This window comes from Pseudomonas paeninsulae (genome assembly GCF_035621475.1).
GTDB classification, from domain to species: domain Bacteria; phylum Pseudomonadota; class Gammaproteobacteria; order Pseudomonadales; family Pseudomonadaceae; genus Aquipseudomonas; species Aquipseudomonas paeninsulae.
The window spans coordinates 543,990-570,555 of the sequence record NZ_CP141799.1 but is presented as its reverse complement, the minus strand read 5'-3'; the positions used below and the strand labels follow the sequence as shown (position 1 = coordinate 570,555).

Annotated in this window: 17 protein-coding genes, 6 tRNA genes and 3 rRNA genes; all 26 read right to left on the bottom strand. The window is 55.2% G+C overall.

Annotated elements, in window-relative coordinates:
• Window positions 1-39 precede the first annotated feature (39 nt).
• The gene (gene rpsJ, locus VCJ09_RS02485; RefSeq protein ID WP_010486970.1) at window positions 40-351 is read right to left on the bottom strand and encodes a 30S ribosomal protein S10; all 312 of its coding nucleotides are present in this window, start codon (window positions 349-351) and stop codon (window positions 40-42) included.
• 141 nt (window positions 352-492) lie between these two features.
• Window positions 493-1,686, bottom strand: coding sequence for an elongation factor Tu (gene tuf, locus VCJ09_RS02480; protein ID WP_079204519.1), 1,194 nt, complete (start codon window positions 1,684-1,686; stop codon window positions 493-495).
• Between the two features lie 30 nt (window positions 1,687-1,716).
• Window positions 1,717-3,822: an elongation factor G gene (gene fusA, locus VCJ09_RS02475; RefSeq protein WP_079204518.1), complete on the bottom strand. Its 2,106-nt coding sequence runs from the start codon at window positions 3,820-3,822 to the stop codon at window positions 1,717-1,719.
• 30 nt (window positions 3,823-3,852) lie between these two features.
• The gene (gene rpsG / locus VCJ09_RS02470; protein ID WP_079204517.1) at window positions 3,853-4,323 is read right to left on the bottom strand and encodes a 30S ribosomal protein S7; all 471 of its coding nucleotides are present in this window, start codon (window positions 4,321-4,323) and stop codon (window positions 3,853-3,855) included.
• Window positions 4,324-4,440: 117 nt separating this feature from the next.
• On the bottom strand, window positions 4,441-4,812 hold the full coding sequence (rpsL, locus tag VCJ09_RS02465) for a 30S ribosomal protein S12 (RefSeq protein ID WP_003186084.1): 372 nt from the start codon (window positions 4,810-4,812) through the stop codon (window positions 4,441-4,443).
• 157 nt (window positions 4,813-4,969) lie between these two features.
• Window positions 4,970-9,169 (bottom strand): DNA-directed RNA polymerase subunit beta', encoded by a 4,200-nt coding sequence (rpoC, locus tag VCJ09_RS02460; protein WP_324733001.1) that lies wholly within the window; start codon window positions 9,167-9,169, stop codon window positions 4,970-4,972.
• Between the two features lie 64 nt (window positions 9,170-9,233).
• Window positions 9,234-13,307, bottom strand: a complete 4,074-nt coding sequence (gene rpoB, locus VCJ09_RS02455; RefSeq protein WP_079204515.1) for a DNA-directed RNA polymerase subunit beta — start codon at window positions 13,305-13,307, stop codon at window positions 9,234-9,236.
• Window positions 13,308-13,527: 220 nt separating this feature from the next.
• Window positions 13,528-13,893: a 50S ribosomal protein L7/L12 gene (rplL, locus tag VCJ09_RS02450; protein ID WP_079204514.1), complete on the bottom strand. Its 366-nt coding sequence runs from the start codon at window positions 13,891-13,893 to the stop codon at window positions 13,528-13,530.
• Between the two features lie 81 nt (window positions 13,894-13,974).
• Complete coding sequence (gene rplJ, locus VCJ09_RS02445) at window positions 13,975-14,475, bottom strand: 50S ribosomal protein L10 (protein WP_079204513.1); 501 nt, start codon at window positions 14,473-14,475, stop codon at window positions 13,975-13,977.
• A gap of 213 nt (window positions 14,476-14,688) precedes the next feature.
• The gene (gene rplA / locus VCJ09_RS02440) at window positions 14,689-15,384 is read right to left on the bottom strand and encodes a 50S ribosomal protein L1 (RefSeq protein WP_079204512.1); all 696 of its coding nucleotides are present in this window, start codon (window positions 15,382-15,384) and stop codon (window positions 14,689-14,691) included.
• Complete coding sequence (gene rplK / locus VCJ09_RS02435; RefSeq protein WP_079204511.1) at window positions 15,384-15,815, bottom strand: 50S ribosomal protein L11; 432 nt, start codon at window positions 15,813-15,815, stop codon at window positions 15,384-15,386. The genes rplA and rplK overlap by 1 nt, the downstream gene beginning before the upstream one ends.
• A 117-nt stretch (window positions 15,816-15,932) precedes the next feature.
• On the bottom strand, window positions 15,933-16,466 hold the full coding sequence (nusG, locus tag VCJ09_RS02430) for a transcription termination/antitermination protein NusG (RefSeq protein WP_079204510.1): 534 nt from the start codon (window positions 16,464-16,466) through the stop codon (window positions 15,933-15,935).
• Between the two features lie 9 nt (window positions 16,467-16,475).
• On the bottom strand, window positions 16,476-16,844 hold the full coding sequence (secE, locus tag VCJ09_RS02425; protein WP_324733000.1) for a preprotein translocase subunit SecE: 369 nt from the start codon (window positions 16,842-16,844) through the stop codon (window positions 16,476-16,478).
• Window positions 16,845-16,887: 43 nt separating this feature from the next.
• Window positions 16,888-16,963: transfer RNA gene (locus tag VCJ09_RS02420), tRNA-Trp, on the bottom strand.
• A gap of 54 nt (window positions 16,964-17,017) precedes the next feature.
• A complete protein-coding gene (gene tuf / locus VCJ09_RS02415) occupies window positions 17,018-18,211 on the bottom strand; it encodes an elongation factor Tu (protein WP_079204508.1) in 1,194 nt (397 codons plus the stop codon).
• 84 nt (window positions 18,212-18,295) lie between these two features.
• Window positions 18,296-18,371 (bottom strand) — tRNA-Thr (locus tag VCJ09_RS02410).
• A gap of 26 nt (window positions 18,372-18,397) precedes the next feature.
• A tRNA-Gly gene (locus tag VCJ09_RS02405) sits at window positions 18,398-18,471 on the bottom strand.
• Between the two features lie 24 nt (window positions 18,472-18,495).
• Window positions 18,496-18,580, bottom strand: a tRNA-Tyr gene (locus VCJ09_RS02400).
• 142 nt (window positions 18,581-18,722) lie between these two features.
• Window positions 18,723-19,394, bottom strand: coding sequence for an SPOR domain-containing protein (locus VCJ09_RS02395; protein ID WP_324732999.1), 672 nt, complete (start codon window positions 19,392-19,394; stop codon window positions 18,723-18,725).
• Window positions 19,395-19,402: 8 nt separating this feature from the next.
• Entirely contained in the window at window positions 19,403-20,152 is a 750-nt protein-coding gene (locus VCJ09_RS02390) for a pantothenate kinase (protein ID WP_324732998.1), read from the bottom strand.
• On the bottom strand, window positions 20,142-21,104 hold the full coding sequence (gene birA, locus VCJ09_RS02385) for a bifunctional biotin--[acetyl-CoA-carboxylase] ligase/biotin operon repressor BirA (RefSeq protein ID WP_324734578.1): 963 nt from the start codon (window positions 21,102-21,104) through the stop codon (window positions 20,142-20,144). The genes VCJ09_RS02390 and birA overlap by 11 nt, the downstream gene beginning before the upstream one ends.
• A 134-nt stretch (window positions 21,105-21,238) precedes the next feature.
• A 5S ribosomal RNA gene (gene rrf / locus VCJ09_RS02380) occupies window positions 21,239-21,354 on the bottom strand.
• Window positions 21,355-21,506: 152 nt separating this feature from the next.
• Window positions 21,507-24,397, bottom strand: a 23S ribosomal RNA gene (locus VCJ09_RS02375).
• A gap of 248 nt (window positions 24,398-24,645) precedes the next feature.
• A tRNA-Ala gene (locus tag VCJ09_RS02370) sits at window positions 24,646-24,721 on the bottom strand.
• A 37-nt stretch (window positions 24,722-24,758) separates the two neighbouring features.
• A tRNA-Ile gene (locus VCJ09_RS02365) sits at window positions 24,759-24,835 on the bottom strand.
• Window positions 24,836-24,919: 84 nt separating this feature from the next.
• Window positions 24,920-26,456: ribosomal RNA gene (locus VCJ09_RS02360) — 16S ribosomal RNA — on the bottom strand.
• The 16S, 23S and 5S rRNA genes sit together here with 2 tRNA genes alongside, the layout of an rRNA operon.
• Window positions 26,457-26,566: the final 110 nt, after the last annotated feature.

The window sequence follows — 26,566 nt, the reverse complement described above, 5'->3', positions numbered from 1 at the left end:
GCCCATTTCAGAGCGTTACACGACTAAAACCCCAAGGTTTTAGCCGAGGCTGATCTGCACTTCCACGCCAGCCGCAAGATCAAGCTTCATCAACGCATCAACGGTTTTATCCGTCGGCTGGACAATATCCAGAACGCGCTTATGAGTGCGGATTTCGAACTGATCACGCGCGTCTTTGTTGACGTGCGGTGAAGTCAGAACGGTAAACCGCTCTTTGCGGGTAGGCAGAGGAATCGGACCACGCACCTGAGCACCAGTACGTTTCGCGGTTTCCACGATTTCCTGGGTTGATTGATCTATCAGGCGATGGTCAAAAGCCTTCAACCGAATACGGATTTGTTGGTTTTGCATTTTGACCTCAGATTCCAAGCTGCTATTCCCAGCGGGCGCAGTACACCCGCTAAAAGGAGGCGCAATTCTATAGACGGCCCCAGCGAGTGTCAACCCAATAAAAAAGCCCCCGCAAGCGGGGGCCTTTTTCAGATCAATCGATTACTCGATGATCTTGGCAACCACGCCGGCACCAACGGTACGGCCGCCTTCGCGAATCGCGAAACGCAGGCCGTCTTCCATGGCGATCGACTTGATCAGGGTAACAACCATTTTCACGTTGTCGCCCGGCATTACCATTTCAACGCCTTCCGGCAGCTCGCAGTTACCGGTTACGTCGGTAGTGCGGAAGTAGAACTGCGGACGGTAGCCTTTGAAGAACGGCGTGTGACGACCGCCTTCTTCCTTGCTCAGCACGTAGACTTCTGCTTCGAACTTGGTGTGCGGCTTAACACTACCCGGCTTAGCCAGAACCTGACCACGTTCGACGTCGTCACGCTTGGTGCCGCGCAGCAAAATACCGCAGTTCTCACCAGCGCGACCTTCGTCGAGCAGCTTGCGGAACATCTCAACACCAGTGCAGATGGTCTTGATGGTAGGACGCAGGCCCACAATCTCAACTTCTTCCTGGATCTTGACGATGCCGCGCTCGATACGACCAGTCACAACGGTACCGCGACCAGAGATCGAGAACACGTCTTCAACCGGCATCAGGAACGGCTTGTCGATAACGCGCACGGGATCCGGAATGTAAGTATCCAGAGTCTCAACCAGCTTGCGCACGGCACTGGTGCCCATCTCGTTGTCGTCCTGGCCATTCAGAGCCATCAACGCCGAGCCGATCACGATCGGAGTGTCGTCGCCTGGGAAGTCATACATCGACAGCAGGTCACGCACTTCCATCTCAACCAGTTCCAGCAGCTCAGCGTCATCCACCATGTCAGCCTTGTTCAGGAAGACCACGATGTAAGGAACGCCTACCTGACGGGACAGCAGGATGTGCTCGCGAGTCTGCGGCATCGGGCCGTCAGCAGCGGAGCAAACCAGGATAGCGCCATCCATCTGCGCGGCACCGGTGATCATGTTCTTCACATAGTCAGCGTGGCCCGGGCAATCTACGTGAGCGTAGTGACGGATGTTGGAATCGTATTCAACGTGGGAAGTATTGATCGTGATACCACGAGCTTTTTCTTCCGGAGCGCTGTCGATCTGCGCGAAATCGCGAATGGCGCCACCGAAAGCTTCGGCACACACCTTGGTCAACGCAGCAGTCAGGGTGGTTTTACCATGGTCGACGTGACCGATAGTGCCAACGTTGACGTGCGGTTTGTTACGTTCAAATTTTTCTTTAGCCACGACAATTAACTCCTTGCCTAAAGGGCTGAATCAGCCTTGTTTTTTGGTTACAGATTCGACGATGTGCGACGGAGCTGTATTGTATTTTTTGAATTCCATAGCGTAGCTTGCACGACCCTGGGACATGGAGCGAACGTCAGTCGCATAACCGAACATTTCACCCAGCGGCACTTCGGCGCGAATCACTTTGCCGGAGACCGTGTCTTCCATACCCAAGATCATACCGCGACGGCGGTTAAGGTCGCCCATCACGTCGCCCATATAGTCCTCAGGGGTAACAACCTCTACCGCCATGATTGGCTCAAGCAACTCACCACCGCCCTTCTGGGCCAGCTGCTTGGTCGCCATGGAAGCAGCCACCTTAAACGCCATCTCGTTGGAGTCGACGTCGTGGTAAGAACCATCAAACACGGTAGCCTTCAGGCCGATAAGCGGATAACCGGCTACAACGCCGTTCTTCATCTGCTCTTCGATGCCCTTCTGGATAGCCGGGATGTATTCCTTCGGAATCACACCGCCTACTACTTCGTTGACGAATTGCAGACCCTCCTGACCTTCGTCAGCAGGAGCAAAGCGGATCCAGCAATGGCCGAACTGACCACGACCGCCGGACTGACGAACGAACTTGCCTTCGATTTCACAGCTCTTCGTGATGCGCTCACGATAGGAAACCTGAGGCTTACCAATGTTGGCTTCGACGTTAAACTCGCGGCGCATGCGGTCGACCAGGATATCCAGGTGCAACTCGCCCATACCGGAGATGATGGTCTGGCCAGTCTCCTCATCGGTCTTAACACGGAAAGACGGGTCTTCCTGAGCAAGCTTGCCCAGAGCGATGCCCATTTTCTCCTGGTCATCCTTAGTCTTAGGCTCCACGGCAACCGAAATAACCGGCTCCGGGAAGTCCATGCGAACCAGGATAATTGGCTTGTCAGCGTTGCACAAAGTCTCACCAGTGGTGACGTCCTTCATACCGATCAAGGCCGCAATGTCACCAGCGCGTACTTCCTTGATTTCCTCACGGGCGTTTGCGTGCATTTGCACCATACGACCCACGCGCTCTTTCTTGCCCTTTACCGAGTTGATGACGCCGTCGCCGGAGTTCAACACGCCCGAGTAAACCCGAACAAAGGTCAAAGTACCCACGAATGGGTCGGTAGCGATCTTGAACGCCAGAGCGGAGAACGGCTCGTCATCATTCGCATGACGCTCCAACTGTATTTCCTCGTCATCCGGGTGAGTACCCTTGATGGCAGGAATGTCGTCAGGCGATGGCAGGTAGTCGATAACGGCATCGAGAACCAGGGGAACACCCTTGTTCTTGAAGGAAGAACCGCAAACAGCCAAGACGATCTCACCGGCGATAGTCCGCTGGCGCAGAGCAGCCTTGATTTCCTCGTTGGTGAGATCTTCACCCTCGAGGTACTTGGTCATCAGCTCGTCGCTGGCCTCGGCCGCAGCCTCAACCATGTTGCCGCGCCACTCGTCAGCCAACGCCTGCATGTCGGCAGGAATAGCTTCGCGACGAGGAGTCATACCCTTGTCAGCATCGTCCCAGTAGACAGCTTGCATGTTGATCAGATCGATCTGACCCTGGAAGTTGTCTTCTGAGCCGATCGCCAACTGGATTGGCACCGGAGTGTGGCCCAGACGCAGCTTGATCTGACCGATAACGCGCAGGAAGTTAGCACCGGCTCGGTCCATCTTGTTTACGTAAACAAGACGCGGAACGCCGTACTTGTTGGCCTGACGCCATACGGTTTCCGATTGCGGCTCAACACCGGAAGTACCACAGAACACCACGACCGCACCGTCAAGTACGCGCAGCGAGCGCTCTACTTCGATGGTGAAGTCAACGTGCCCAGGGGTATCAATGACATTGAAGCGGTAATCGTGCGGGTGCTGCTTATCGGAACCCTTCCAGAAGGCTGTAATGGCAGCAGAAGTAATGGTAATACCACGCTCCTGCTCCTGCACCATCCAGTCTGTGGTCGCGGCGCCGTCATGCACCTCACCCATCTTGTGACTTTTACCAGTGTAAAAAAGGACGCGCTCGGTGGTGGTGGTTTTACCAGCATCCACGTGCGCGACGATACCAATGTTACGGTAGCGGCTAATCGGTGTAGTACGAGCCATAAAGCCCTCGCAAATTTAGAAGCGCAAAAATTAGAAGCGGTAGTGCGAGAAGGCCTTGTTGGCTTCAGCCATACGGTGCACGTCTTCACGCTTCTTAACTGCAGCACCCTTGCCTTCAGCGGCATCCATCAGCTCGCCAGCCAAGCGCAGAGCCATGGACTTCTCGCCACGACGGCGGGCAAAATCTACCAACCAGCGCATGGCAAGAGCATTACGACGGGACGGACGAACCTCGACCGGAACCTGGTAAGTAGCACCACCTACACGGCGCGACTTCACTTCGACCAGCGGAGCGATGGCGTCGAGAGCTTTCTCGAAGATTTCCAGGGGATCGGTGTTCTTACGCTCTTTAACCTTCTCCAGGGCGCCATAAACGATACGCTCGGCAACGGCTTTCTTGCCGCTTTCCATCACGTGGTTCATGAACTTAGCCAGGATTTGGCTACCATATTTTGGATCATCAAGCACTTCGCGCTTGGCTGCTACACGACGTCTTGGCATTTGATAAGCCCTCAAACGGTCTTCAGGTTAGCTCGGGACTGCCCCACAAGGATGGCGCCCGACCTTACTCTTATCGACTCAGAAAAATAGAAACTGCAATTTTAGCTCAAGCACCGATTACTTCGGACGCTTGGTACCGTACTTCGAACGACCTTGGTTACGACCTTTGACGCCGGACGTATCCAAGGAGCCGCGAACGGTGTGATAACGAACACCCGGCAAGTCTTTTACACGACCGCCGCGGATCAGGACCACGCTGTGCTCTTGCAGGTTGTGGCCTTCACCGCCGATGTACGAGGAAACCTCGAAACCGTTGGTCAGACGCACACGGCAGACTTTACGCAGTGCCGAGTTCGGTTTTTTCGGCGTAGTGGTATACACGCGAGTGCATACACCACGACGTTGCGGGCAATTCTGCAGCGCAGGCACGTCGGATTTCTCGACGATACGCTTACGCGGCTGACGTACCAGCTGGTTGATAGTTGCCATCTACTAGCTCCACTGTTGTCTTTCGACGCTATTTATTTTCAACAAAAGCAATTTGGCAGGGCACGTGCCCTGCCAAATTTAGGGGTGCATGAGTCTAATGAGACTCGCGCGCCCCGTCAAGCGACAGCCCCGCTGCCGAAGCAACGAGGCTATGCACTCAACTACCGCTGGAGTTCAGCGCTTCGGTCAGTGCGGCTTCCACTTCACTGGCGCTGACACGTACCGGCTTGTCGGCTTCACGCTTGCGCTTGCGCTCAGCATGATAGGCCAGACCGGTACCGGCCGGGATCAGACGACCCACGACCACGTTCTCTTTCAGGCCGCGCAAGAAGTCGCGCTTGCCGGTAACTGCCGCCTCGGTGAGTACACGGGTTGTCTCCTGGAACGATGCCGCCGAAATGAACGATTCGGTAGACAACGAAGCCTTGGTGATACCCAGCAGCACACGGGTGTACTTGGCAATAAACTTGTCGCCTGCTGCCAGACGCTCGTTCTCACCCAGTACCGCGGTCAGCTCCATCTGATCACCTTTGATGAAGGTGGAATCACCCGACTCGGCCACTTCGACCTTGCGCAGCATCTGGCGCAGGATGGTCTCGATGTGCTTGTCGTTGATCTTCACACCCTGCAGGCGGTAAACGTCCTGAATCTCGTTGACGATGTACTTGGCCAAGGCGCTGACACCCAGCAGACGCAAGATGTCGTGCGGATCACTTGGACCGTCGGAGATGACTTCACCCTTGTTGACCTGCTCACCCTCGAACACGTTGAGGTGACGCCACTTCGGAATCAGCTCTTCGTACGGATCACTACCATCGTTCGGCGTAATGACCAGACGGCGCTTGCCCTTGGTCTCTTTACCGAAGGCGATGGTGCCGCTGATTTCAGCCAGAATCGAGGCTTCTTTCGGACGACGCGCTTCGAACAAGTCGGCGACGCGCGGCAGACCACCGGTAATGTCACGGGTCTTCGAGGTTTCCTGGGGGATACGGGCGATAACATCACCCACACCGACCTGGACACCGTTGGCTACACCCACCAAGGCGTTAGCCGGCAGGAAGTACTGGGCCGGTACGTCGGTACCCGGCAGCAGCAGATCCTTGCCATCGACACCCACCATCTTCACGGCTGGACGGATGTCCTTGCCGGCGGCTGGGCGATCCTTCGGATCCAGCACTTCGATGTTGGTCAGACCGGTCAATTCGTCGGTCTGGCGCTTGATGGTGATGCCTTCCTCCATGCCCACGTAGGTCACGGTACCTTTCATTTCGGTAACGATCGGGTGGGTGTGCGGATCCCACTTGGCGACGATGGCGCCAGCGGCGACCTTGTCACCTTCCTTCACCGAAATAACTGCACCGTAAGGCAGCTTGTAACGCTCACGCTCACGACCGAACTCGTCGGCAATCGCCAGCTCGCCGGACCGCGACACGGCTACCAGGTTGCCGTCCAGACGCTCAACGTGCTTAAGGTTGTGCAGACGAACCATGCCGCCGTTCTTCACTTGCACGCTATCAGCAGCGGAAGTCCGGCTGGCCGCACCACCAATGTGGAACGTACGCATGGTCAGCTGGGTACCCGGCTCACCGATCGACTGCGCAGCGATAACGCCGACCGCTTCACCGATGTTGATCTGGTGACCACGAGCCAGGTCGCGACCGTAGCACTTGGCGCAGATACCGTAGCGAGTTTCACAGGTAATCGGCGAACGCACGATCACTTCGTCGATGCTGTTCAGCTCGATGAACTCGACCCACTCCTCGTCGACCAGAGTGCCACCAGGGACCAGCAGTTCGTCGCTGCCCGGCTTGAACACGTCATGGGCAATGACTCGGCCCAGTACGCGCTCACCCAACGGCTCAACCACGTCACCGCCTTCGATGTGCGGGGTCATGAGCAAACCATGCTCCGTACCACAATCGATCGCGGTAACCACGAGATCCTGGGCCACGTCGACCAGACGACGGGTCAGGTAACCGGAGTTCGCCGTCTTCAATGCGGTATCCGCAAGACCCTTACGCGCACCGTGAGTGGAGATGAAGTACTGCAGAACGCTGAGACCTTCGCGGAAGTTCGCGGTGATCGGCGTTTCGATGATCGAGCCGTCCGGCTTGGCCATCAGACCGCGCATACCGGCGAGCTGACGGATCTGCGCAGCAGAGCCCCGCGCGCCGGAGTCGGCCATCATGTACATGGAGTTAAAGGACTCTTGCTCGACTTCATTGCCATGACGGTCGATCACCTTCTCTTTCGAGAGGTTGGCCATCATTGCCTTCGACACTTCGTCGTTGGCCTTGGACCAGAGGTCGATCACCTTGTTGTACTTCTCACCCTGGGTAACCAGGCCGGAGGCGTACTGCGATTCGATCTCTTTGACTTCCTCGGTGGCGGCGTCAATGATCTGCGCCTTCTCATCCGGGATGACGAAGTCGTTCACACCGATCGATACACCGGAGATGGTCGAATAGGCGAAACCGGTGTACATCAGCTGATCAGCGAAGATAACGGTGTCTTTCAAGCCAACTGTGCGGTAGCACTGGTTGATCAGCTTGGAGATCGCCTTCTTCTTCATCGACTGGTTGACCACGTCGTAGGACAGGCCATCCGGAACGATCTGGAACAGCAGCGCACGGCCGACAGTGGTGTCGACGATACGGGTGTTCTTGGTGATGGTGCCATCACGATCCTTGATGACTTCGTTGATGCGCACCTTGACCTTGGCATGCAACGAAGCTTCGCCACCACGGAACACTCGGTCGACTTCCTGCAGGTCGGCGAATACGCGACCCTCACCTTTGGCGTTGATCGCTTCACGGGTCATGTAATACAGACCCAAGACCACGTCCTGCGACGGCACGATGATTGGCTCACCGTTGGCTGGCGACAGGATGTTGTTGGTCGACATCATCAGCGCACGCGCTTCGAGCTGGGCTTCCAGCGTCAGCGGTACGTGCACGGCCATCTGGTCACCGTCGAAGTCGGCGTTGTACGCGGCGCAGACCAGCGGGTGCAGCTGAATCGCTTTACCTTCGATCAGAACCGGCTCAAACGCCTGAATGCCGAGGCGGTGAAGGGTCGGTGCACGGTTGAGCAGTACCGGGTGTTCGCGAATCACTTCAGCGAGTACGTCCCAGACTTCCGGCAACTCGCGCTCGACCATCTTCTTCGCGGCCTTGATGGTGGTCGCGAGACCACGCATTTCCAGCTTGCCGAAGATAAACGGCTTGAACAGCTCGAGAGCCATCTTCTTCGGCAGACCGCACTGATGCAGACGCAGAGTCGGGCCCACGGTAATTACCGAACGACCGGAGTAGTCCACGCGCTTGCCGAGCAGGTTCTGCCGGAAGCGACCTTGCTTACCCTTGATCATGTCTGCCAAGGATTTCAACGGACGCTTGTTCGAGCCAGTGATAGCACGACCGCGACGACCGTTATCGAGCAGGGCGTCGACCGCCTCCTGGAGCATGCGCTTTTCGTTGCGCACGATGATGTCCGGCGCGGACAGATCGAGCAGGCGCTTCAGGCGGTTGTTACGGTTGATCACGCGGCGATACAGATCGTTCAGATCCGAGGTCGCGAAGCGGCCACCGTCGAGCGGAACCAGCGGACGCAGATCTGGCGGCAGAACCGGCAGAACGGTCAACACCATCCACTCAGGCAGGTTGCCCGAGCCAAGGAAGGCTTCCATCAACTTCAGACGCTTGGACAGCTTCTTGATCTTGGTTTCCGAGTTGGTTTGCGGAATTTCTTCGCGCAGACGGCCAATCTCGAACTCCAGGTCAATGGCGTGCAGCAGCTCGCGAACGGCCTCGGCACCCATGCGGGCGTCGAAGTCATCACCGAACTCTTCCAGCGCTTCGAAGTACTGCTCATCGTTCAGCAGCTGGCCTTTCTCAAGGGTGGTCATGCCCGGATCGATAACGACATAGCTCTCGAAATAGAGAACGCGTTCGATATCACGCAGGGTCATGTCCATCAGCAAGCCGATACGGCTCGGCAGTGACTTGAGGAACCAGATGTGGGCAACCGGCGAAGCCAGTTCGATGTGCGCCATGCGCTCACGTCGAACCTTGGCCAGGGCCACTTCAACGCCGCACTTCTCGCAGATCACGCCACGGTGCTTCAAGCGCTTGTACTTACCGCACAGGCACTCGTAATCCTTTACTGGGCCAAAGATCTTGGCGCAGAACAGGCCATCACGCTCAGGCTTGAACGTACGGTAGTTGATGGTTTCCGGCTTTTTAACTTCACCGAACGACCACGAACGGATCATCTCAGGCGAAGCTAATCCGATACGGATGGCGTCGAACTCTTCGACTTGACCCTGGTTTTTCAGCAAATTCAGTAGGTCTTTCAAGGCCTTTCCTCCTGGCGGAGCAGAGAGCGGGCAGTGCAGCCCCGCTCTCGATTCGCGTCACGTGTTATTCGGTTTCCAGATCGATGTCGATACCGAGTGAACGGATCTCTTTGATCAGTACGTTGAAGGACTCGGGCATGCCCGGCTCCATACGGTGATCACCGTCCACGATGTTTTTGTACATCTTGGTACGGCCGTTCACGTCATCCGACTTAACGGTCAGCATTTCCTGCAGGGTGTAGGCGGCGCCATAGGCTTCCAGTGCCCAGACCTCCATCTCACCAAAGCGCTGACCACCGAACTGCGCCTTACCACCCAGCGGCTGCTGGGTAACCAGGCTGTAGGAACCCGTGGAACGCGCATGCATCTTGTCGTCCACCAGGTGGTTCAGCTTCAACATGTACATGTAGCCAACGGTAGTCGGGCGCTCGAACTGGTTACCCGTCCGACCGTCGATCAGGCGCATCTGACCGCTCTCCGGCAAATCTGCCAGCTTGAGCATGGCCTTGATTTCGCTTTCCTTGGCACCGTCGAACACCGGGGTGGCCATAGGCACGCCGCCGCGCAGGTTCTTCGCCAGGTTGAGGATTTCCTGATCGCTCAGTTCATCCAGGTTTTCCTGACGGCCGCCGATCTCGTTGTAGATCTGCTGCATGAACTTGCGCAGTTCGGAGACCTTGCGCTGCTCTTCAAGCATGCGGTTGATCTTCTCGCCCAGCCCTTTGGCCGCAAGGCCCAGGTGGGTTTCAAGGATCTGCCCGACGTTCATCCGTGACGGTACGCCCAACGGGTTGAGAACGATGTCGACCGGCGTGCCATGCACGTCGTGCGGCATGTCTTCGACCGGCATGATTACCGAGACCACACCCTTGTTACCGTGACGACCAGCCATCTTGTCGCCCGGCTGGATGCGACGACGGATTGCCAGGTAAACCTTGACGATCTTCAGCACGCCCGGCGCCAGGTCATCGCCCTGTTGCAGTTTGCGCTTCTTGTCTTCGAACTTGTCGTCGAGCAACTGACGGCGATCGGAGATGTAGGCCTGGGCCTTTTCCAACTGCTCGTTCAGCGCGTCTTCTGCCATGCGCAGCTTGAACCACTGGCCATGCTCGAGGCCGTCGAGGAACTCGTCGGTGATCTCCGTGCCCTTCTTCAGGCCAGCGCCGCCTTCGGCCTTCTTGCCGACCAAGGCTGCACGCAGACGCTCGAAAGTCGCGCCTTCAACGATGCGGAACTCTTCGTTCAAGTCCTTGCGGATCTCGTCGAGCTGGCTTTTCTCGATGGACAGCGCACGAGCATCACGCTCTACGCCGTCACGAGTGAAGACCTGGACGTCGATAACGGTGCCTTTGGTACCAGTCGGCACACGCAGGGAGGTGTCCTTAACATCGGAGGCCTTCTCACCGAAGATTGCACGCAACAGCTTCTCTTCCGGCGTCAGCTGGGTCTCGCCTTTCGGGGTGACCTTGCCGACCAGAATGTCGCCGGCGCCCACTTCGGCACCTACGTAAACGATACCGGCTTCGTCCAGCTTGTTCAGGGCAGCCTCACCGACGTTCGGGATGTCGGAGCTGATCTCCTCCGGCCCGAGCTTGGTGTCACGCGCCACACAGGTCAGTTCCTGAATGTGGATCGTAGTGAAGCGGTCTTCCTGGACCACACGCTCCGAGAGGAGGATGGAGTCTTCGAAGTTGTAACCGTTCCACGGCATGAACGCGACACGCATGTTCTGACCCAGCGCCAGTTCACCCATATCGGTGGACGGACCGTCGGCCAGGATGTCGCTGCGCTCGACCTGATCACCCTTGCTCACCAGCGGACGCTGATTGATGCAGGTATTCTGGTTGGAGCGGGTGTATTTGGTCAGGTTATAGATGTCGACACCGGCCTCGCCAGTTTCGACTTCGTCATTGTTGACCCGAACCACGATACGGCTGGCGTCGACCGAGTCGATCACACCACCGCGACGCGCCACTACGCAAACACCGGAGTCACGCGCTACGTTGCGTTCCATACCGGTACCGACCAGCGGCTTGTCGCAACGCAGAGTCGGCACGGCCTGACGCTGCATGTTCGAACCCATCAACGCACGGTTGGCGTCGTCGTGCTCGAGGAACGGAATCAACGAGGCGGCAACCGAAACTACCTGCTTCGGCGAAACGTCCATCAGAGTGACGTCTTCAGGCGCTTTAACGGTGAATTCGTTGAGGTGACGCACAGCCACCAACTCATCAACCAGCTGACCTTTGTCGTTCATCGTGGCCGAAGCCTGGGCGATTACGTGATCGGCCTCTTCGATTGCCGAGAGGAAGACGATTTCGTTAGTCACCAGGGTGTCGTTCACCACACGGTACGGGCTCTCGAGGAAGCCGTACTGGTTGGTACGCGCATAGGCCGCCAGGGAGTTGATCAGACCGATGTTCGGACCTTCCGGCGTTTCGATCGGGCACACACGTCCGTAATGGGTCGGGTGTACGTCACGGACTTCGAAGCCAGCACGCTCACGGGTCAGACCGCCCGGGCCGAGTGCGGAAACACGGCGCTTGTGGGTGATCTCGGAGAGCGGGTTGTTTTGGTCCATGAACTGCGAAAGTTGGCTGGAACCGAAGAACTCTTTCACCGCCGCCGCAACCGGCTTGGCGTTGATCAGATCCTGCGGCATCAGGCCTTCGCTTTCAGCCATCGACAGGCGCTCTTTAACCGCACGCTCGACACGTACCAGGCCCACGCGGAACTGGTTCTCGGCCATCTCACCAACGCAACGAACGCGGCGATTACCCAGGTGGTCGATGTCGTCGACGATGCCCTTGCCGTTACGGATATCGACCAGGGTCTTGAGAACCGCGACGATGTCTTCCTTGCACAACACACCCGAACCTTCGATTTCGGTACGTCCGATACGACGGTTGAACTTCATCCGACCGACTGCAGACAGGTCGTAACGCTCAGGACTGAAGAACAGGTTGTTGAACAGCGTCTCGGCGGCATCCTTGGTTGGCGGCTCGCCAGGACGCATCATGCGGTAAATCTCGACCAGCGCTTCCAACTGATTAGTAGTGCTGTCGATCTTCAGGGTGTCGGAGATGAACGGGCCGCAATCGATATCGTTGGTGTACAGCGTTTCGATCCGCACAACTTGAGCCTTGACCACCTTGGCCAGGATCTCAACGTTCAGCTCGGTATTGCACTCAGCGATGATTTCGCCAGTCGCCGGATGGACGATGGCCTTGGCACTCGTGCGCCCAATCAGGTAATCAATCGGCACTTCCAGCTCTTTGGTGCCAGCCTTGTCCAACTGATTGATATGCCGTGCGGTAATCCGACGGCCCTGCTCAACGATGATTTTGCCCTTCTCGTCCTTGATGTCGAGAACGGCGATTTCACCACGCAGACGATGCGGTACCAGTTCCAGGTTGAGGGTCTCGCCCTTCACGTGGAATACGTTGGTCGCATAGAAGGCGTCGAGCACTTCTTCAGTGCTGTAACCCAGCGCACGCAGCAGAACCGAAGCCGGCAATTTGCGGCGACGGTCGATACGTACGAATACGGCGTCCTTCGGGTCGAACTCGAAGTCCAGCCAGGATCCACGGTAAGGAATGATCCGCGCCGAGTACAGCAGCTTGCCCGAGCTGTGGGTCTTGCCACGATCGTGATCGAAGAACACGCCTGGGGAGCGATGCAACTGGGAGACGATGACGCGCTCGGTACCGTTGATAACGAAGGTACCGTTCTCGGTCATCAGGGGGATTTCCCCCATGTAGACTTCTTGCTCTTTAATGTCTTTGATCGCTTTGTTCGACGATTCTTTGTCGAAAATGATCAGGCGCACTTTTACCCGTAACGGCACAGCGAATGTGACGCCGCGCAACACGCATTCTTTTACGTCAAATGCCGGATCGCCCAAGCGATAACCAACATACTCCAGGGCCGCGTTGCCGGAGTAGCTGATGATCGGGAAAACGGACTTGAAGGCCGCATGCAGGCCGATGTCACGAAACTGGTCCTTGGTCGCTCCCGCCTGCAGGAATTCGCGATACGAATCCAGCTGGATGGCCAGGAGATAAGGCACATCCATGACATCCGGCAACTTGCTAAAGTCCTTGCGGATACGTTTTTTCTCAGTATATGAGTAAGCCATCAGCGTTCCCCAGCTTGGTCACCTGCTTATTTGGCCTCTCCGACGGGAGCAGCCAGAAACTCTTGCAAACCCTTTGGTTTGCGCCACCGCTCAGGGTGGGTTGTTCCCATTGAAGGCCGACCAGTGAATAGCCGACCTACAACGGAAAAAGGCCGGTGGCAAAAGCCACCAGCCATCAGCCTTACGCGAGTCGCTCAGGCTGTAGACGCAAGGTCGTCGCTTACTTGAGCTCGACTTTAGCGCCAGCTTCTTCCAGGACTTTGACTGCAGCTGCAGCTTCGTCCTTCGAAACGCCTTCTTTGACAACGCCAGGAGCGCCATCAACTACGGCCTTGGCTTCTTTCAGACCCAGACCGGTCAGTTCACGAACAGCCTTGATCACGTTTACTTTCTTCTCGCCACATTCCAGCAGCACGACGTTGAACTCGGTTTGCTCTTCAGCTACAGCGGCAACGGCAGCAGCCGGGCCAGAAGCAGCAGCGGCAGTAACACCGAACTTCTCTTCCATTGCCTTGATCAGTTCAACAACCTGCATCACGGACATGTCGGATACGGCGGTGATGATGTCTTCGTTGGTCAGAGCCATGACTCTAAATTCCTGTATTGGGGGACAGCCTTCGCGGCCATCAAATTAAACAAATAAGATTGAAAGACGACGCAGCCAGCCTTAGGCCGCTGCAGCTTCTTTCTGGTCGCGAACAGCCGCCAAAGTACGAACGAACTTGCTGGTAGCGCCTTGCATCACGCTCATCAGCTGAGAAATCGCTTCGTTGTAAGTCGGCAGAGTTGCCAGTACGTCGATCTGATGGGCTGCGAGGAACTGACCCTCGAACGCAGCTGCCCTGATCTCGAACTTGCTCTGACCCTTGGCGAAATCCTTGAAAATACGAGCAGCAGCGCCCGGATGTTCATTGGAGAACGCAATCAGGGTCGGGCCTTTGAACACGTCGTTGAGCACGTCGAACTGAGTGCCCTCAACGGCGCGGCGCAGCAGGGTGTTACGCACGACTTTCACGTACACACCAGATGCGCGGGCCTCTTTACGGAGTCCGGTCATTGCAGCTACGGTCACGCCACGGGCATCAGCCACGACAGCGGACAGGGCAGCTTTGGCAGCCTCGTTGACTTCAGCGACGATGGCCTTTTTGTCTTCGAGTTTAATTGCCACGGGTTTACTCCTGGATGTTACCGTTTCGTCCAACCGAAGCTGGACGGCGTTTTGGTGTCTGATTCGGTAAGAATCGGGAGCACCATCTGCGTAGGCTGCCGGAGATCACTCGCCGGGTTTAAGGCTTGCGCCACCTACGGTCTTGGATAGCCCCCGCCAGGCAGGGACCCCAATTTTGCAGACTGACGCAATCACTTGCGCCAGCCGAATTCATTACGCGTCGAGCGAAGCTTGGTCGATAACCAGACCAGGACCCATGGTGGTGCTCAGGGTCACGCGCTGAACGTAGATGCCTTTCGACGTCGACGGCTTGAGACGCTTCAGATCGGAGATCAGCGCTTCAACGTTTTGCTTCAGCTTCTCGGCGTCAAAACCAACCTTACCCACGGAACCATGGATGATGCCGTTTTTGTCGGTACGGAAACGCACTTGACCAGCCTTGGCATTGCGTACGGCAGTGGCAACGTCTGGAGTTACGGTACCGACTTTCGGGTTCGGCATCAGGCCACGCGGGCCGAGGATCTGACCCAACTGACCGACAACGCGCATGGCATCCGGGGATGCGATAACCACGTCATAGTTCAGATCGCCGCCCTTCATCTCGGCAGCCAGCTCATCCATGCCTACGCGATCAGCGCCGGCAGCCAGAGCCGCTTCAGCAGCCGGACCCTGGGTGAACACGGCAACCCGTACGCTTTTACCGGAGCCGTTCGGCAGCACGGTAGCACCACGTACAACCTGGTCGGATTTACGCGGGTCGACGCCGAGGTTCACCGCGACATCAACAGACTCGGAGAACTTGACAACCGAAAGCTCAGCCAGCAGAGCAGCAGCCTCGGTGAAGTTGTAGGCTTTGCCCGGCTCAATCTTCGCCGCGATTGCCTTTTGACGCTTGGTCAACTTAGCCATTACACACCCTCCACGTTGAGGCCCATGCTACGAGCAGAGCCGGCGATAGTACGCACGGCCGCATCCATATCAGCGGAAGTCAGATCAGCCTGCTTGGTCTTGGCGATCTCTTCCAGCTGAGCACGAGTCACAGTGCCAACCTTGACGGTGTTCGGACGAGCCGAACCACTGGTCAAGCCAGCAGCCTTCTTCAGCAGAACTGAAGCCGGAGTGCTTTTAGTTTCAAAGGTAAAGCTGCGGTCGCTGTACACAGTGATGATCACTGGCGTCGGCAGACCGGGCTCCATACCCTGAGTCCTGGCATTGAATGTCTTGCAGAACTCCATGATGTTCACACCATGCTGACCCAATGCCGGGCCTACTGGCGGGCTCGGGTTAGCCTGTCCAGCCTTTACTTGCAGCTTGATATAAGCCGTTATTTTCTTAGCCATGAGCCACTCCAATTACGGGTTCTAGCGCCTTACGGCTCCCCGATGATTTACGCATTTATCCCAGTGACGACAAAACCCCGCAGCTTGCGGCTGCGGGGTAAGGGATGCTTGTGTCAGTTATGCCTTTTCGACCTGACTGAACTCCAGCTCGACCGGGGTGGAGCGACCAAAAATAGTCACCGCCACCTGGATGCGGCTTTTCTCATAATTAACTTCTTCGACCACGCCACTAAAGTCAGCGAACGGGCCATCAACAACGCGAACCATTTCACCCGGCTCAAACAGTGTCTTAGGCTTCGGCTTATCACCGCTATCAGCGACGCGGCGCAGGATTGCATCGGCTTCCTTGTCGGTAATCGCCGCCGGCTTATCGGCAGTTCCACCGATAAAGCCCATGACCCGAGGGGTATCCTTGACCAAGTGCCAAGTACCTTCGTTCATGTCCATCTGCACCAGCACATAGCCAGGAAAGAATTTGCGCTCGCTTTTGCGCTTCTGACCATTGCGCATTTCCACTACTTCTTCAGTAGGGACCAGGATCTCACCGAAACCATCTTCCATACCGGCGAACTTTACGCGCTCAATCAACGAGCGCATCACATGCTTCTCGTAACCCGAGTAAGCATGCACAACGTACCAACGCTTAGCCACGGGACACCTTTAACCGACTACAAACGAAACAAGCCAACCCAGCAGGGTATCCAAACCCCACAACAGCAGCGCCATCACCAGAACAACAGCCACGACAATCAACGTAGTTTGCGTGGTTTCCTGACGGGTCGGCCAAACGACCTTACGAATTTCAATGCGCGCTTCTTTTGCCAGCTCAAAAAACACTCGCCCTTTCGTCGTCTGCAGCGCAACAGCACCAGCAACAACAGAAAGTACAAGCAAGGCCAGAACACGGTACAGGATCGGCTCAGCAGAGAAGTACTGATTACCGACCACACCGACCACCACCAAAGCGGATACCACAATCCACTTCAGCAGATCAAAGCGCGAATCTTTGGCTTCAGCCTTAACAGTCATTTACGAGGATCCTGTGAGAAGACACGCCAAATTCGTTAGAAAATGGCAGGTCAGGAGGGAATCGAACCCCCAACCTGCGGTTTTGGAGACCGCCGCTCTGCCAATTGAGCTACTGACCTAAAACTAAAATCAGGCCGACCATTATGCCGACCTGACAGGGACAGATCAACCGATTACTCGATGATCTTAGCAACCACACCCGCACCAACGGTACGACCACCTTCGCGAATCGCGAAGCGCAGACCATCTTCCATGGCGATAGGAGCGATCAGAGTGACAACCATCTTGACGTTGTCGCCAGGCATCACCATCTCAACGCCTTCCGGCAATTCGCAATTACCAGTCACATCGGTAGTGCGAAAGTAAAACTGCGGACGATAGCCCTTGAAGAATGGCGTATGACGACCACCCTCATCCTTAGACAACACGTACACCTCGCCCTCGAACTTGGTATGCGGCTTGATGGTACCTGGCTTAGCCAGAACCTGACCCCGCTCCACGTCGTCACGCTTGGTGCCGCGCAGCAAAATACCACAGTTCTCGCCAGCACGACCTTCATCAAGCAGCTTGCGGAACATCTCGACACCAGTACAGATAGTCTTGGTGGTATTACGAATACCAACAATCTCTACCTCTTCCTGGATCTTGACGATGCCGCGCTCGATACGACCAGTCACCACAGTGCCGCGCCCTGAGATCGAGAACACGTCCTCGATCGGCATCAGGAACGGCCGGTCGATCGCACGCACAGGCTCGGGAATGTAAGTATCCAGAGTCTCAACCAGTTTGCGCACAGCAGTAGTGCCCATCTCGTTGTCGTCCTGGCCATTCAGAGCCATCAACGCCGAGCCGATCACGATCGGAGTGTCGTCGCCTGGGAAGTCATACATCGACAACAGGTCACGCACTTCCATCTCAACCAGCTCCAGCAGCTCAGCGTCATCCACCATGTCAGCCTTGTTCAGGAAGACCACGATGTAAGGAACGCCCACCTGACGGGACAGCAGAATGTGCTCACGTGTCTGCGGCATCGGGCCGTCAGCAGCGGAGCAAACCAAGATAGCGCCATCCATTTGCGCAGCACCAGTGATCATGTTTTTCACATAGTCAGCGTGGCCAGGACAATCGACGTGCGCATAATGACGAATAGCGGAGTCGTATTCGACATGAGAAGTGTTAATAGTGATACCACGCGCCTTTTCTTCCGGGGCGTTGTCGATCTGGGAGAAGTCACGCGCAGAGCCACCCCAAGCCTCAGCACAGACCTTGGTCAGCGCTGCAGTCAGAGTAGTCTTACCGTGGTCGACGTGGCCGATAGTGCCTACGTTGACATGCGGCTTATTACGTTCAAACTTTTCCTTAGCCATCTCGACTGCCTCCAAACGAAGAATTGAGCGAGTCATATCACCATTAAAACAAAGGCAGATACTTTCATATCTGCCTTTGTTGAATGGAGCTCATGAGCGGACTCGAACCGCTGACCTCACCCTTACCAAGGGTGTGCTCTACCAGCTGAGCTACATGAGCGTTACACATTACGCAAACCACAAACATGGAGCGGGTAGCGGGAATCGAACCCGCATCATCAGCTTGGAAGGCTGAGGTTCTACCACTGAACTATACCCGCGGAGCTTGTAGCTCACGCTAAATCTGGTGGAGGGAGAAGGATTCGAACCTTCGAAGTCGATGACGTCAGATTTACAGTCTGATCCCTTTGGCCGCTCGGGAATCCCTCCAGAAGGAGGCGGCATTCTCTTTAGAAGCCACCCTACTGTCAAGCAATTTCTCATTAAAAACCTGAGGTTAGCTGCACTAACAGTAACTTCGCAGATTTTGCCGTTAAAGCTTAGCTGCGAAGCGGGCGCCATTCTATTCAATCTAAGGAAAGGTTGCAATGCTTTCGCACGGCATCAATTGATGTTGCAACCCATTGAAGTCGAAAGCCAAACTCTGCAAGAGTGGATCGCCGACCAAGCGACGGCTTTCGGGGGCGATTCGCACCCAATAGCTTCGCTGAGACCGAGGCAACTCCCTTAGCGCGGACTCGTAACCAGCATCATGCAGACGCTGCATCACACTCTTTGCCGAATCCTCACGCGGAAAGATCCCCAGCGATATTCCATTGGCCAAATCCCCCTGGGTAATTAGGTAGCTGTCTATTTTTCGCGCCTGCAACTCTTTCAACTGCCGAAGCGAAGCCTGACGCGAGGCTAGTGGCGCCAAATACACCCAATACTCGACTTCTGCCGTAGCATCCACAGACTGCACGCGCGAGCGAATATCGAGACTGATCAGCCGCTGCTCGACAGCTGCAGCAGCAGACTTCGACTCAAAGCCACCTAGAAAAAGGCAGACAGCCTCAGCCTCCTTGCTGACCGCCTGCTCACGCCGCACGGGCTCATCAGTCTCACTCAGCAGTTGAATGTCGCGCTTGCTGTCTAGAGCAAGGGCCAGTGGCGCGACGTCTTTAGGACGCAATGGCGCCTGCTGCTGATGCCACACGTAATAAAACAGATTCAATACAATCAGCAACAATAATATCCAGCGCATGCATGACCTCAACGCAACGGACAGGCGATTGCCAAACCGATAAAAACCAGATCAGGGACCACCCGAGCATCAGGCAGCATGTCGACCACTAAAGAAGCATCGCCACCGGTTAGAAAGACCACGAAGTGTCCCCCCCAATAGTCGCGAGCCATATCCAGCTGAGTACGAACAAACCCCTGCAGCATCAATGAACAACCTCGCTCAACCGCTTCAGCCGTCGAGCGCCCAGGGGCTAGGTTCTGCATCGCCTGCTCGGCAAGCTGATCGTCATAACGTGTTCGCCGAGTGTGAGTACGCAATTGATTACGCATCAAAGGCACACCAGGACAAATAAAACCTCCAAGATGCCGGCCATCAGTGTCAACCAAATCAGAGGTCACAGCAGTGCCCAAGTCTAGTACCAAGCAGGCCTGCTGGGCCTGCTGGTATGCACCAACCAGAGCGAGCCAGCGATCAAGCCCTAGACGCTCGTACTGCTCATAGCCATTACGTACACCAGCCAACTCCACAGCCGGACTCGCACAGATACACTCTATGCAAAATGCTCGCCTCAGCGCATCGACAAGTCGCGCGGTTTCTTCATCCGAGCGCACACTCACCAAACGACAAGCACGCAGGCCGAGCAATTGTTGTTGTCGCACAGCCAAAACGAGCTCTTCATCGGCGCCAGCAACACCACCACAACCCGTACTCACGCCACTTTCTGTGACTATTCGCCATTTGATAAAGCTATTTCCACAATCGAGCTCAAGAATCATTGTTCAACCTCAAACTGAGCTCCCCACCACTAAAGCTTTGCTCTACTCCGGCAACACGCAAGCGAAGGGCGCCTGACCGATCAACCCCTAATACCACGCCACTAACCGGGCGGGCACCTGTGGTTAGCGTCACATTACGGCCCTGCCAAAGATGGTTGTCCTGCCACTCATCCCTCAGAGCGGAAAACCCACTCGCCTGATGTATACCCAGATACAGCGACAACTGACGATTAAGCTCACTTACAAACTCATTGCGATCCACCAAGCCCCCTAACTCAGCACGCATAGAGGTCCACGGCTGATCAATCGCCCCCCTGTCGGCAAGCATGTTCACGTTGACTCCAATACCTATCACCACGTGACAAACATCAGCCGGATCGCCAGACAGCTCCAGGAGAATGCCTGCTACCTTGCGGCCATCGACCAATACGTCGTTAGGCCACTTCAACCCCGCGGCGGTCATCCCCGCTGCACGTAGCGCACGGAGTAAAGCCAAGCCCACAACTAGACTCAACCCCTCGAGCTGACGCATGCCACCATCGACTTGAAGAGCAAGGCTGTAATAGAGGTTTTCACCAAAGGGGCTCACCCAATTGCGCCCCCTACGACCACGCCCAGAGGTCTGGCGCTCCGCCAATATGATAAAAGGCGGTACCTGACCGCCCGCCAAACGCCTTAACACCTCCGCATTAGTCGAATCCACGGAGGGCAAGATTCTCAACGGCCACATCGGACTAGATTCACCGGCGGCCAGCACATTTTCATCCAAAAGGAGAAGCGGACTCTCCAAGCGATAGCCACGCCCGCGAACCCTGTGAACAGGCAACGCTAGCTCAGCCTCCAAAGACTGTAATTGCTTCCATATCGCTGAGCGACTAACACCCAAGGCGGCGCCAAGCGCTTCACCCGAATGAAAACTCCCATCTTGAAGCAGCCTTAGTAATGGCAACATGCTGATCTCACCGAGTAACAAGGCACGCATGATAACGGCGCGTCCACAGGTTGCCTACAGAGAGAGATTGAGTTTTTCTGCGTGCAAAGACAAACCCCCCACCCGTTTTCACGGATGGGGGGTTTGGAATACAAGCTTGACGATGACCTACTCTCACATGGGGAAACCCCACACTACCATCGGCGATGCATCGTTTCACTACTGAGTTCGGGATGGGATCAGGTGGTTCCAATGCTCTATGGTCGTCAAGCAATTCGGGTGGAACATCGTGCTTCTTTTATCGAGAAGGACGCGGCTCCAAATTGGGTATGTGATAAAGGGTAGTGCGTGGTCTTGCAAACTTTCGGTGTGTTGTCGACTTCGATCGTCTAGCACACAAACAGCAAATTGTTTGGGTGTTATATGGTCAAGCCTCACGGGCAATTAGTATTGGTTAGCTCAACGCCTCACAGCGCTTACACACCCAACCTATCAACGTCGTAGTCTTCGACGGCCCTTTAGGGAACTCAAGGTTCCAGTGAGATCTCATCTCGAGGCAAGTTTCCCGCTTAGATGCTTTCAGCGGTTATCTTTCCCGAACGTAGCTACCCGGCAATGCCACTGGCGTGACAACCGGAACACCAGAGGTTCGTCCACTCCGGTCCTCTCGTACTAGGAGCAGCCCCTCTCAAATCTCAAACGTCCACGGCAGATAGGGACCGAACTGTCTCACGACGTTCTAAACCCAGCTCGCGTACCACTTTAAATGGCGAACAGCCATACCCTTGGGACCGGCTTCAGCCCCAGGATGTGATGAGCCGACATCGAGGTGCCAAACACCGCCGTCGATATGAACTCTTGGGCGGTATCAGCCTGTTATCCCCGGAGTACCTTTTATCCGTTGAGCGATGGCCCTTCCATACAGAACCACCGGATCACTAAGACCTACTTTCGTACCTGCTCGACGTGTCTGTCTCGCAGTCAAGCGCGCTTTTGCCTTTATACTCTACGACCGATTTCCGACCGGTCTGAGCGCACCTTCGTACTCCTCCGTTACTCTTTAGGAGGAGACCGCCCCAGTCAAACTACCCACCATACACTGTCCTCGATCCGGATAACGGACCAGAGTTAGAACCTCAAGGTTGCCAGGGTGGTATTTCAAGGTTGGCTCCACGCGAACTAGCGTCCACGCTTCAAAGCCTCCCACCTATCCTACACAAGCAAGCTCAAAGTCCAGTGCAAAGCTATAGTAAAGGTTCACGGGGTCTTTCCGTCTAGCCGCGGATACACTGCATCTTCACAGCGATTTCAATTTCACTGAGTCTCGGGTGGAGACAGCGCCGCCATCGTTACGCCATTCGTGCAGGTCGGAACTTACCCGACAAGGAATTTCGCTACCTTAGGACCGTTATAGTTACGGCCGCCGTTTACCGGGGCTTCGATCAAGAGCTTCGCGTTAGCTAACCCCATCAATTAACCTTCCGGCACCGGGCAGGCGTCACACCCTATACGTCCACTTTCGTGTTTGCAGAGTGCTGTGTTTTTAATAAACAGTCGCAGCGGCCTGGTATCTTCGACCGGCGTGGGCTTACGCAGTAAATGCTTCACCCTCACCGGCGCACCTTCTCCCGAAGTTACGGTGCCATTTTGCCTAGTTCCTTCACCCGAGTTCTCTCAAGCGCCTTGGTATTCTCTACCTAACCACCTGTGTCGGTTTGGGGTACGGTTCCTAGTTACCTGAAGCTTAGAAGCTTTTCCTGGAAGCATGGCATCAACCACTTCGTCGTCTAAAAGACAACTCGTCATCAGTTCTCGGCCTTAGAATCCCGGATTTACCTAAGATTCCAGCCTACCACCTTAAACACGGACAACCAACGCCGTGCTGGCCTAGCCTTCTCCGTCCCTCCATCGCAGTAACTAGAAGTACGGGAATATTAACCCGTTTTCCATCGACTACGCATTTCTGCCTCGCCTTAGGGGCCGACTAACCCTGCGTCGATTAACGTTGCGCAGGAAACCTTGGTCTTTCGGCGTGGGTGTTTTTCACACCCATTATCGTTACTCATGTCAGCATTCGCACTTCTGATACCTCCAGCAAGCTTCTCAACTCACCTTCACAGGCTTACAGAACGCTCCTCTACCGCTCATCCTAAGATGAACCCGTAGCTTCGGTGTATGGTTTGAGCCCCGTTAAATCTTCCGCGCAGGCCGACTCGACTAGTGAGCTATTACGCTTTCTTTAAAGGGTGGCTGCTTCTAAGCCAACCTCCTAGCTGTCTAAGCCTTCCCACATCGTTTCCCACTTAACCATAACTTTGGGACCTTAGCTGACGGTCTGGGTTGTTTCCCTTTTCACGACGGACGTTAGCACCCGCCGTGTGTCTCCCGTGCTGACACTTGTTGGTATTCGGAGTTTGCATCGGGTTGGTAAATCGGGATGATCCCCTAGCCGAAACAGTGCTCTACCCCCAACAGTGATACACGAGGCGCTACCTAAATAGCTTTCGAGGAGAACCAGCTATCTCCGAGCTTGATTAGCCTTTCACTCCGATCCACAGGTCATCCGCTAACTTTTCAACGGTAGTCGGTTCGGTCCTCCAGTTAGTGTTACCCAACCTTCAACCTGCCCATGGATAGATCGCCCGGTTTCGGGTCTATTCCCAGCGACTAGACGCCCTATTAAGACTCGCTTTCGCTACGCCTCCCCTATTCGGTTAAGCTTGCCACTGAAAATAAGTCGCTGACCCATTATACAAAAGGTACGCAGTCACCCAACAAAGTAGGCTCCCACTGCTTGTACGCATACGGTTTCAGGATCTATTTCACTCCCCTCTCCGGGGTTCTTTTCGCCTTTCCCTCACGGTACTAGTTCACTATCGGTCAGTCAGTAGTATTTAGCCTTGGAGGATGGTCCCCCCATATTCAGACAAAGTTTCTCGTGCTCCGTCCTACTCGATTTCATGACTAAGAGATTTTCGCGTACAGGGCTATCACCCACTATGGCCGTACTTTCCAGAACGTTCCGCTAATCTCAAAGCCACTTAAGGGCTAGTCCCCGTTCGCTCGCCACTACTAAGGGAATCTCGGTTGATTTCTATTCCTCAGGGTACTTAGATGTTTCAGTTCCCCTGGTTCGCCTCACACACCTATGTATTCAGTGTGTGATAACCATCTTATGATGGCTGGGTTCCCCCATTCAGACATCTCCGGATCAAAGGTTGTTTGCCACCTCCCCGAAGCTTTTCGCAGGCTACCACGTCTTTCATCGCCTCTGACTGCCAAGGCATCCACCGTATGCGCTTCTTCACTTGACCATATAACCCCAAGCAATCTGGTTACTGTCTATAACGTGAAGACGACATTCGCCGAAAATTTGCAATTGAGAACACGCAAATTTTACCTTGACCAAATTAACTGCCAGTGAAAGCAGTCAATCAGTCACTTCTATCACATACCCAAATTTTTAAAGAACGATTTTTCTTACCGGTCAAAGACCAGAAATCAACATTCAGCTACCGTCGGCAGGAATGTTCAGTTCTGAACTCTCTACAACGTCATAAAGTGGTGGAGCCAAACGGGATCGAACCGTTGACCTCCTGCGTGCAAGGCAGGCGCTCTCCCAGCTGAGCTATGGCCCCAGGTAATCGCAAGGCCTCACCCCACTCAATTGACAATTGGTGGGTCTGGGCAGATTCGAACTGCCGACCTCACCCTTATCAGGGGTGCGCTCTAACCAACTGAGCTACAGACCCAATAACGGGCTTCTAACCTAATCGTCTTTTTCAATGAATCAAGCAATTCGTGTGGGAACTTATGAAGAAGCTGAAGTCTTCGATTAAGGAGGTGATCCAGCCGCAGGTTCCCCTACGGCTACCTTGTTACGACTTCACCCCAGTCATGAATCACACCGTGGTAACCGTCCCCCCGAAGGTTAGACTAGCTACTTCTGGTGCAACCCACTCCCATGGTGTGACGGGCGGTGTGTACAAGGCCCGGGAACGTATTCACCGTGACATTCTGATTCACGATTACTAGCGATTCCGACTTCACGCAGTCGAGTTGCAGACTGCGATCCGGACTACGATCGGTTTTATGGGATTAGCTCCACCTCGCGGCTTGGCGACCCTTTGTACCGACCATTGTAGCACGTGTGTAGCCCAGGCCGTAAGGGCCATGATGACTTGACGTCATCCCCACCTTCCTCCGGTTTGTCACCGGCAGTCTCCTTAGAGTGCCCACCATTACGTGCTGGTAACTAAGGACAAGGGTTGCGCTCGTTACGGGACTTAACCCAACATCTCACGACACGAGCTGACGACAGCCATGCAGCACCTGTCTTACAGTTCCCGAAGGCACCAATCCATCTCTGGAAAGTTCTGTAGATGTCAAGGCCTGGTAAGGTTCTTCGCGTTGCTTCGAATTAAACCACATGCTCCACCGCTTGTGCGGGCCCCCGTCAATTCATTTGAGTTTTAACCTTGCGGCCGTACTCCCCAGGCGGTCAACTTAATGCGTTAGCTGCGCCACTAAGTCCTCAAGGAACCCAACGGCTAGTTGACATCGTTTACGGCGTGGACTACCAGGGTATCTAATCCTGTTTGCTCCCCACGCTTTCGCACCTCAGTGTCAGTATCAGTCCAGGTGGTCGCCTTCGCCACTGGTGTTCCTTCCTATATCTACGCATTTCACCGCTACACAGGAAATTCCACCACCCTCTACTGTACTCTAGTTGGCCAGTTTTGGATGCAGTTCCCAGGTTGAGCCCGGGGCTTTCACACCCAACTTAACAAACCACCTACGCGCGCTTTACGCCCAGTAATTCCGATTAACGCTTGCACCCTCTGTATTACCGCGGCTGCTGGCACAGAGTTAGCCGGTGCTTATTCTGTCGGTAACGTCAAAACAGCAACGTATTAAGTTACTGCCCTTCCTCCCAACTTAAAGTGCTTTACAATCCGAAGACCTTCTTCACACACGCGGCATGGCTGGATCAGGCTTTCGCCCATTGTCCAATATTCCCCACTGCTGCCTCCCGTAGGAGTCTGGACCGTGTCTCAGTTCCAGTGTGACTGATCATCCTCTCAGACCAGTTACGGATCGTTGCCTTGGTGAGCCGTTACCTCACCAACTAGCTAATCCGACCTAGGCTCATCTAATGGCGCGAGGCCCGAAGGTCCCCCGCTTTCTCCCGTAGGACGTATGCGGTATTAGCGTCCGTTTCCGAACGTTATCCCCCACCACTAGGCAGATTCCTAGGTATTACTCACCCGTCCGCCGCTCTCAAGAAGCGCAAGCACTTCTCTACCGCTCGACTTGCATGTGTTAGGCCTGCCGCCAGCGTTCAATCTGAGCCATGATCAAACTCTTCAGTTTTAATACTGCTTGGGTTTTGTGAAAACCCTAAACTTGGCTCAGCATTTCCAAATATACTCTCGAACTTCGAGTGCCTACTTGTGATGCTGATAATCTTGCGACTAACAGTC

Coding starts and splice junctions, on each gene's coding strand:
- rpsJ (WP_010486970.1), bottom strand. CDS start 351: ATGCAAAACCAACAAATCCGTATTCGGTTGAAGGCTTTTGACCATCGC.
- fusA (WP_079204518.1), bottom strand. CDS start 3,822: ATGGCTCGTACTACACCGATTAGCCGCTACCGTAACATTGGTATCGTC.
- rpsG (WP_079204517.1), bottom strand. CDS start 4,323: ATGCCAAGACGTCGTGTAGCAGCCAAGCGCGAAGTGCTTGATGATCCA.
- rpsL (WP_003186084.1), bottom strand. CDS start 4,812: ATGGCAACTATCAACCAGCTGGTACGTCAGCCGCGTAAGCGTATCGTC.
- rpoB (WP_079204515.1), bottom strand. CDS start 13,307: ATGGCTTACTCATATACTGAGAAAAAACGTATCCGCAAGGACTTTAGC.
- rplL (WP_079204514.1), bottom strand. CDS start 13,893: ATGGCTCTGACCAACGAAGACATCATCACCGCCGTATCCGACATGTCC.
- rplA (WP_079204512.1), bottom strand. CDS start 15,384: ATGGCTAAGTTGACCAAGCGTCAAAAGGCAATCGCGGCGAAGATTGAG.
- rplK (WP_079204511.1), bottom strand. CDS start 15,815: ATGGCTAAGAAAATAACGGCTTATATCAAGCTGCAAGTAAAGGCTGGA.
- secE (WP_324733000.1), bottom strand. CDS start 16,844: ATGACTGTTAAGGCTGAAGCCAAAGATTCGCGCTTTGATCTGCTGAAG.
- tuf (WP_079204508.1), bottom strand. CDS start 18,211: ATGGCTAAGGAAAAGTTTGAACGTAATAAGCCGCATGTCAACGTAGGC.
- VCJ09_RS02395 (WP_324732999.1), bottom strand. CDS start 19,394: ATGCGCTGGATATTATTGTTGCTGATTGTATTGAATCTGTTTTATTAC.
- VCJ09_RS02390 (WP_324732998.1), bottom strand. CDS start 20,152: ATGATTCTTGAGCTCGATTGTGGAAATAGCTTTATCAAATGGCGAATA.
- birA (WP_324734578.1), bottom strand. CDS start 21,104: ATGTTGCCATTACTAAGGCTGCTTCAAGATGGGAGTTTTCATTCGGGT.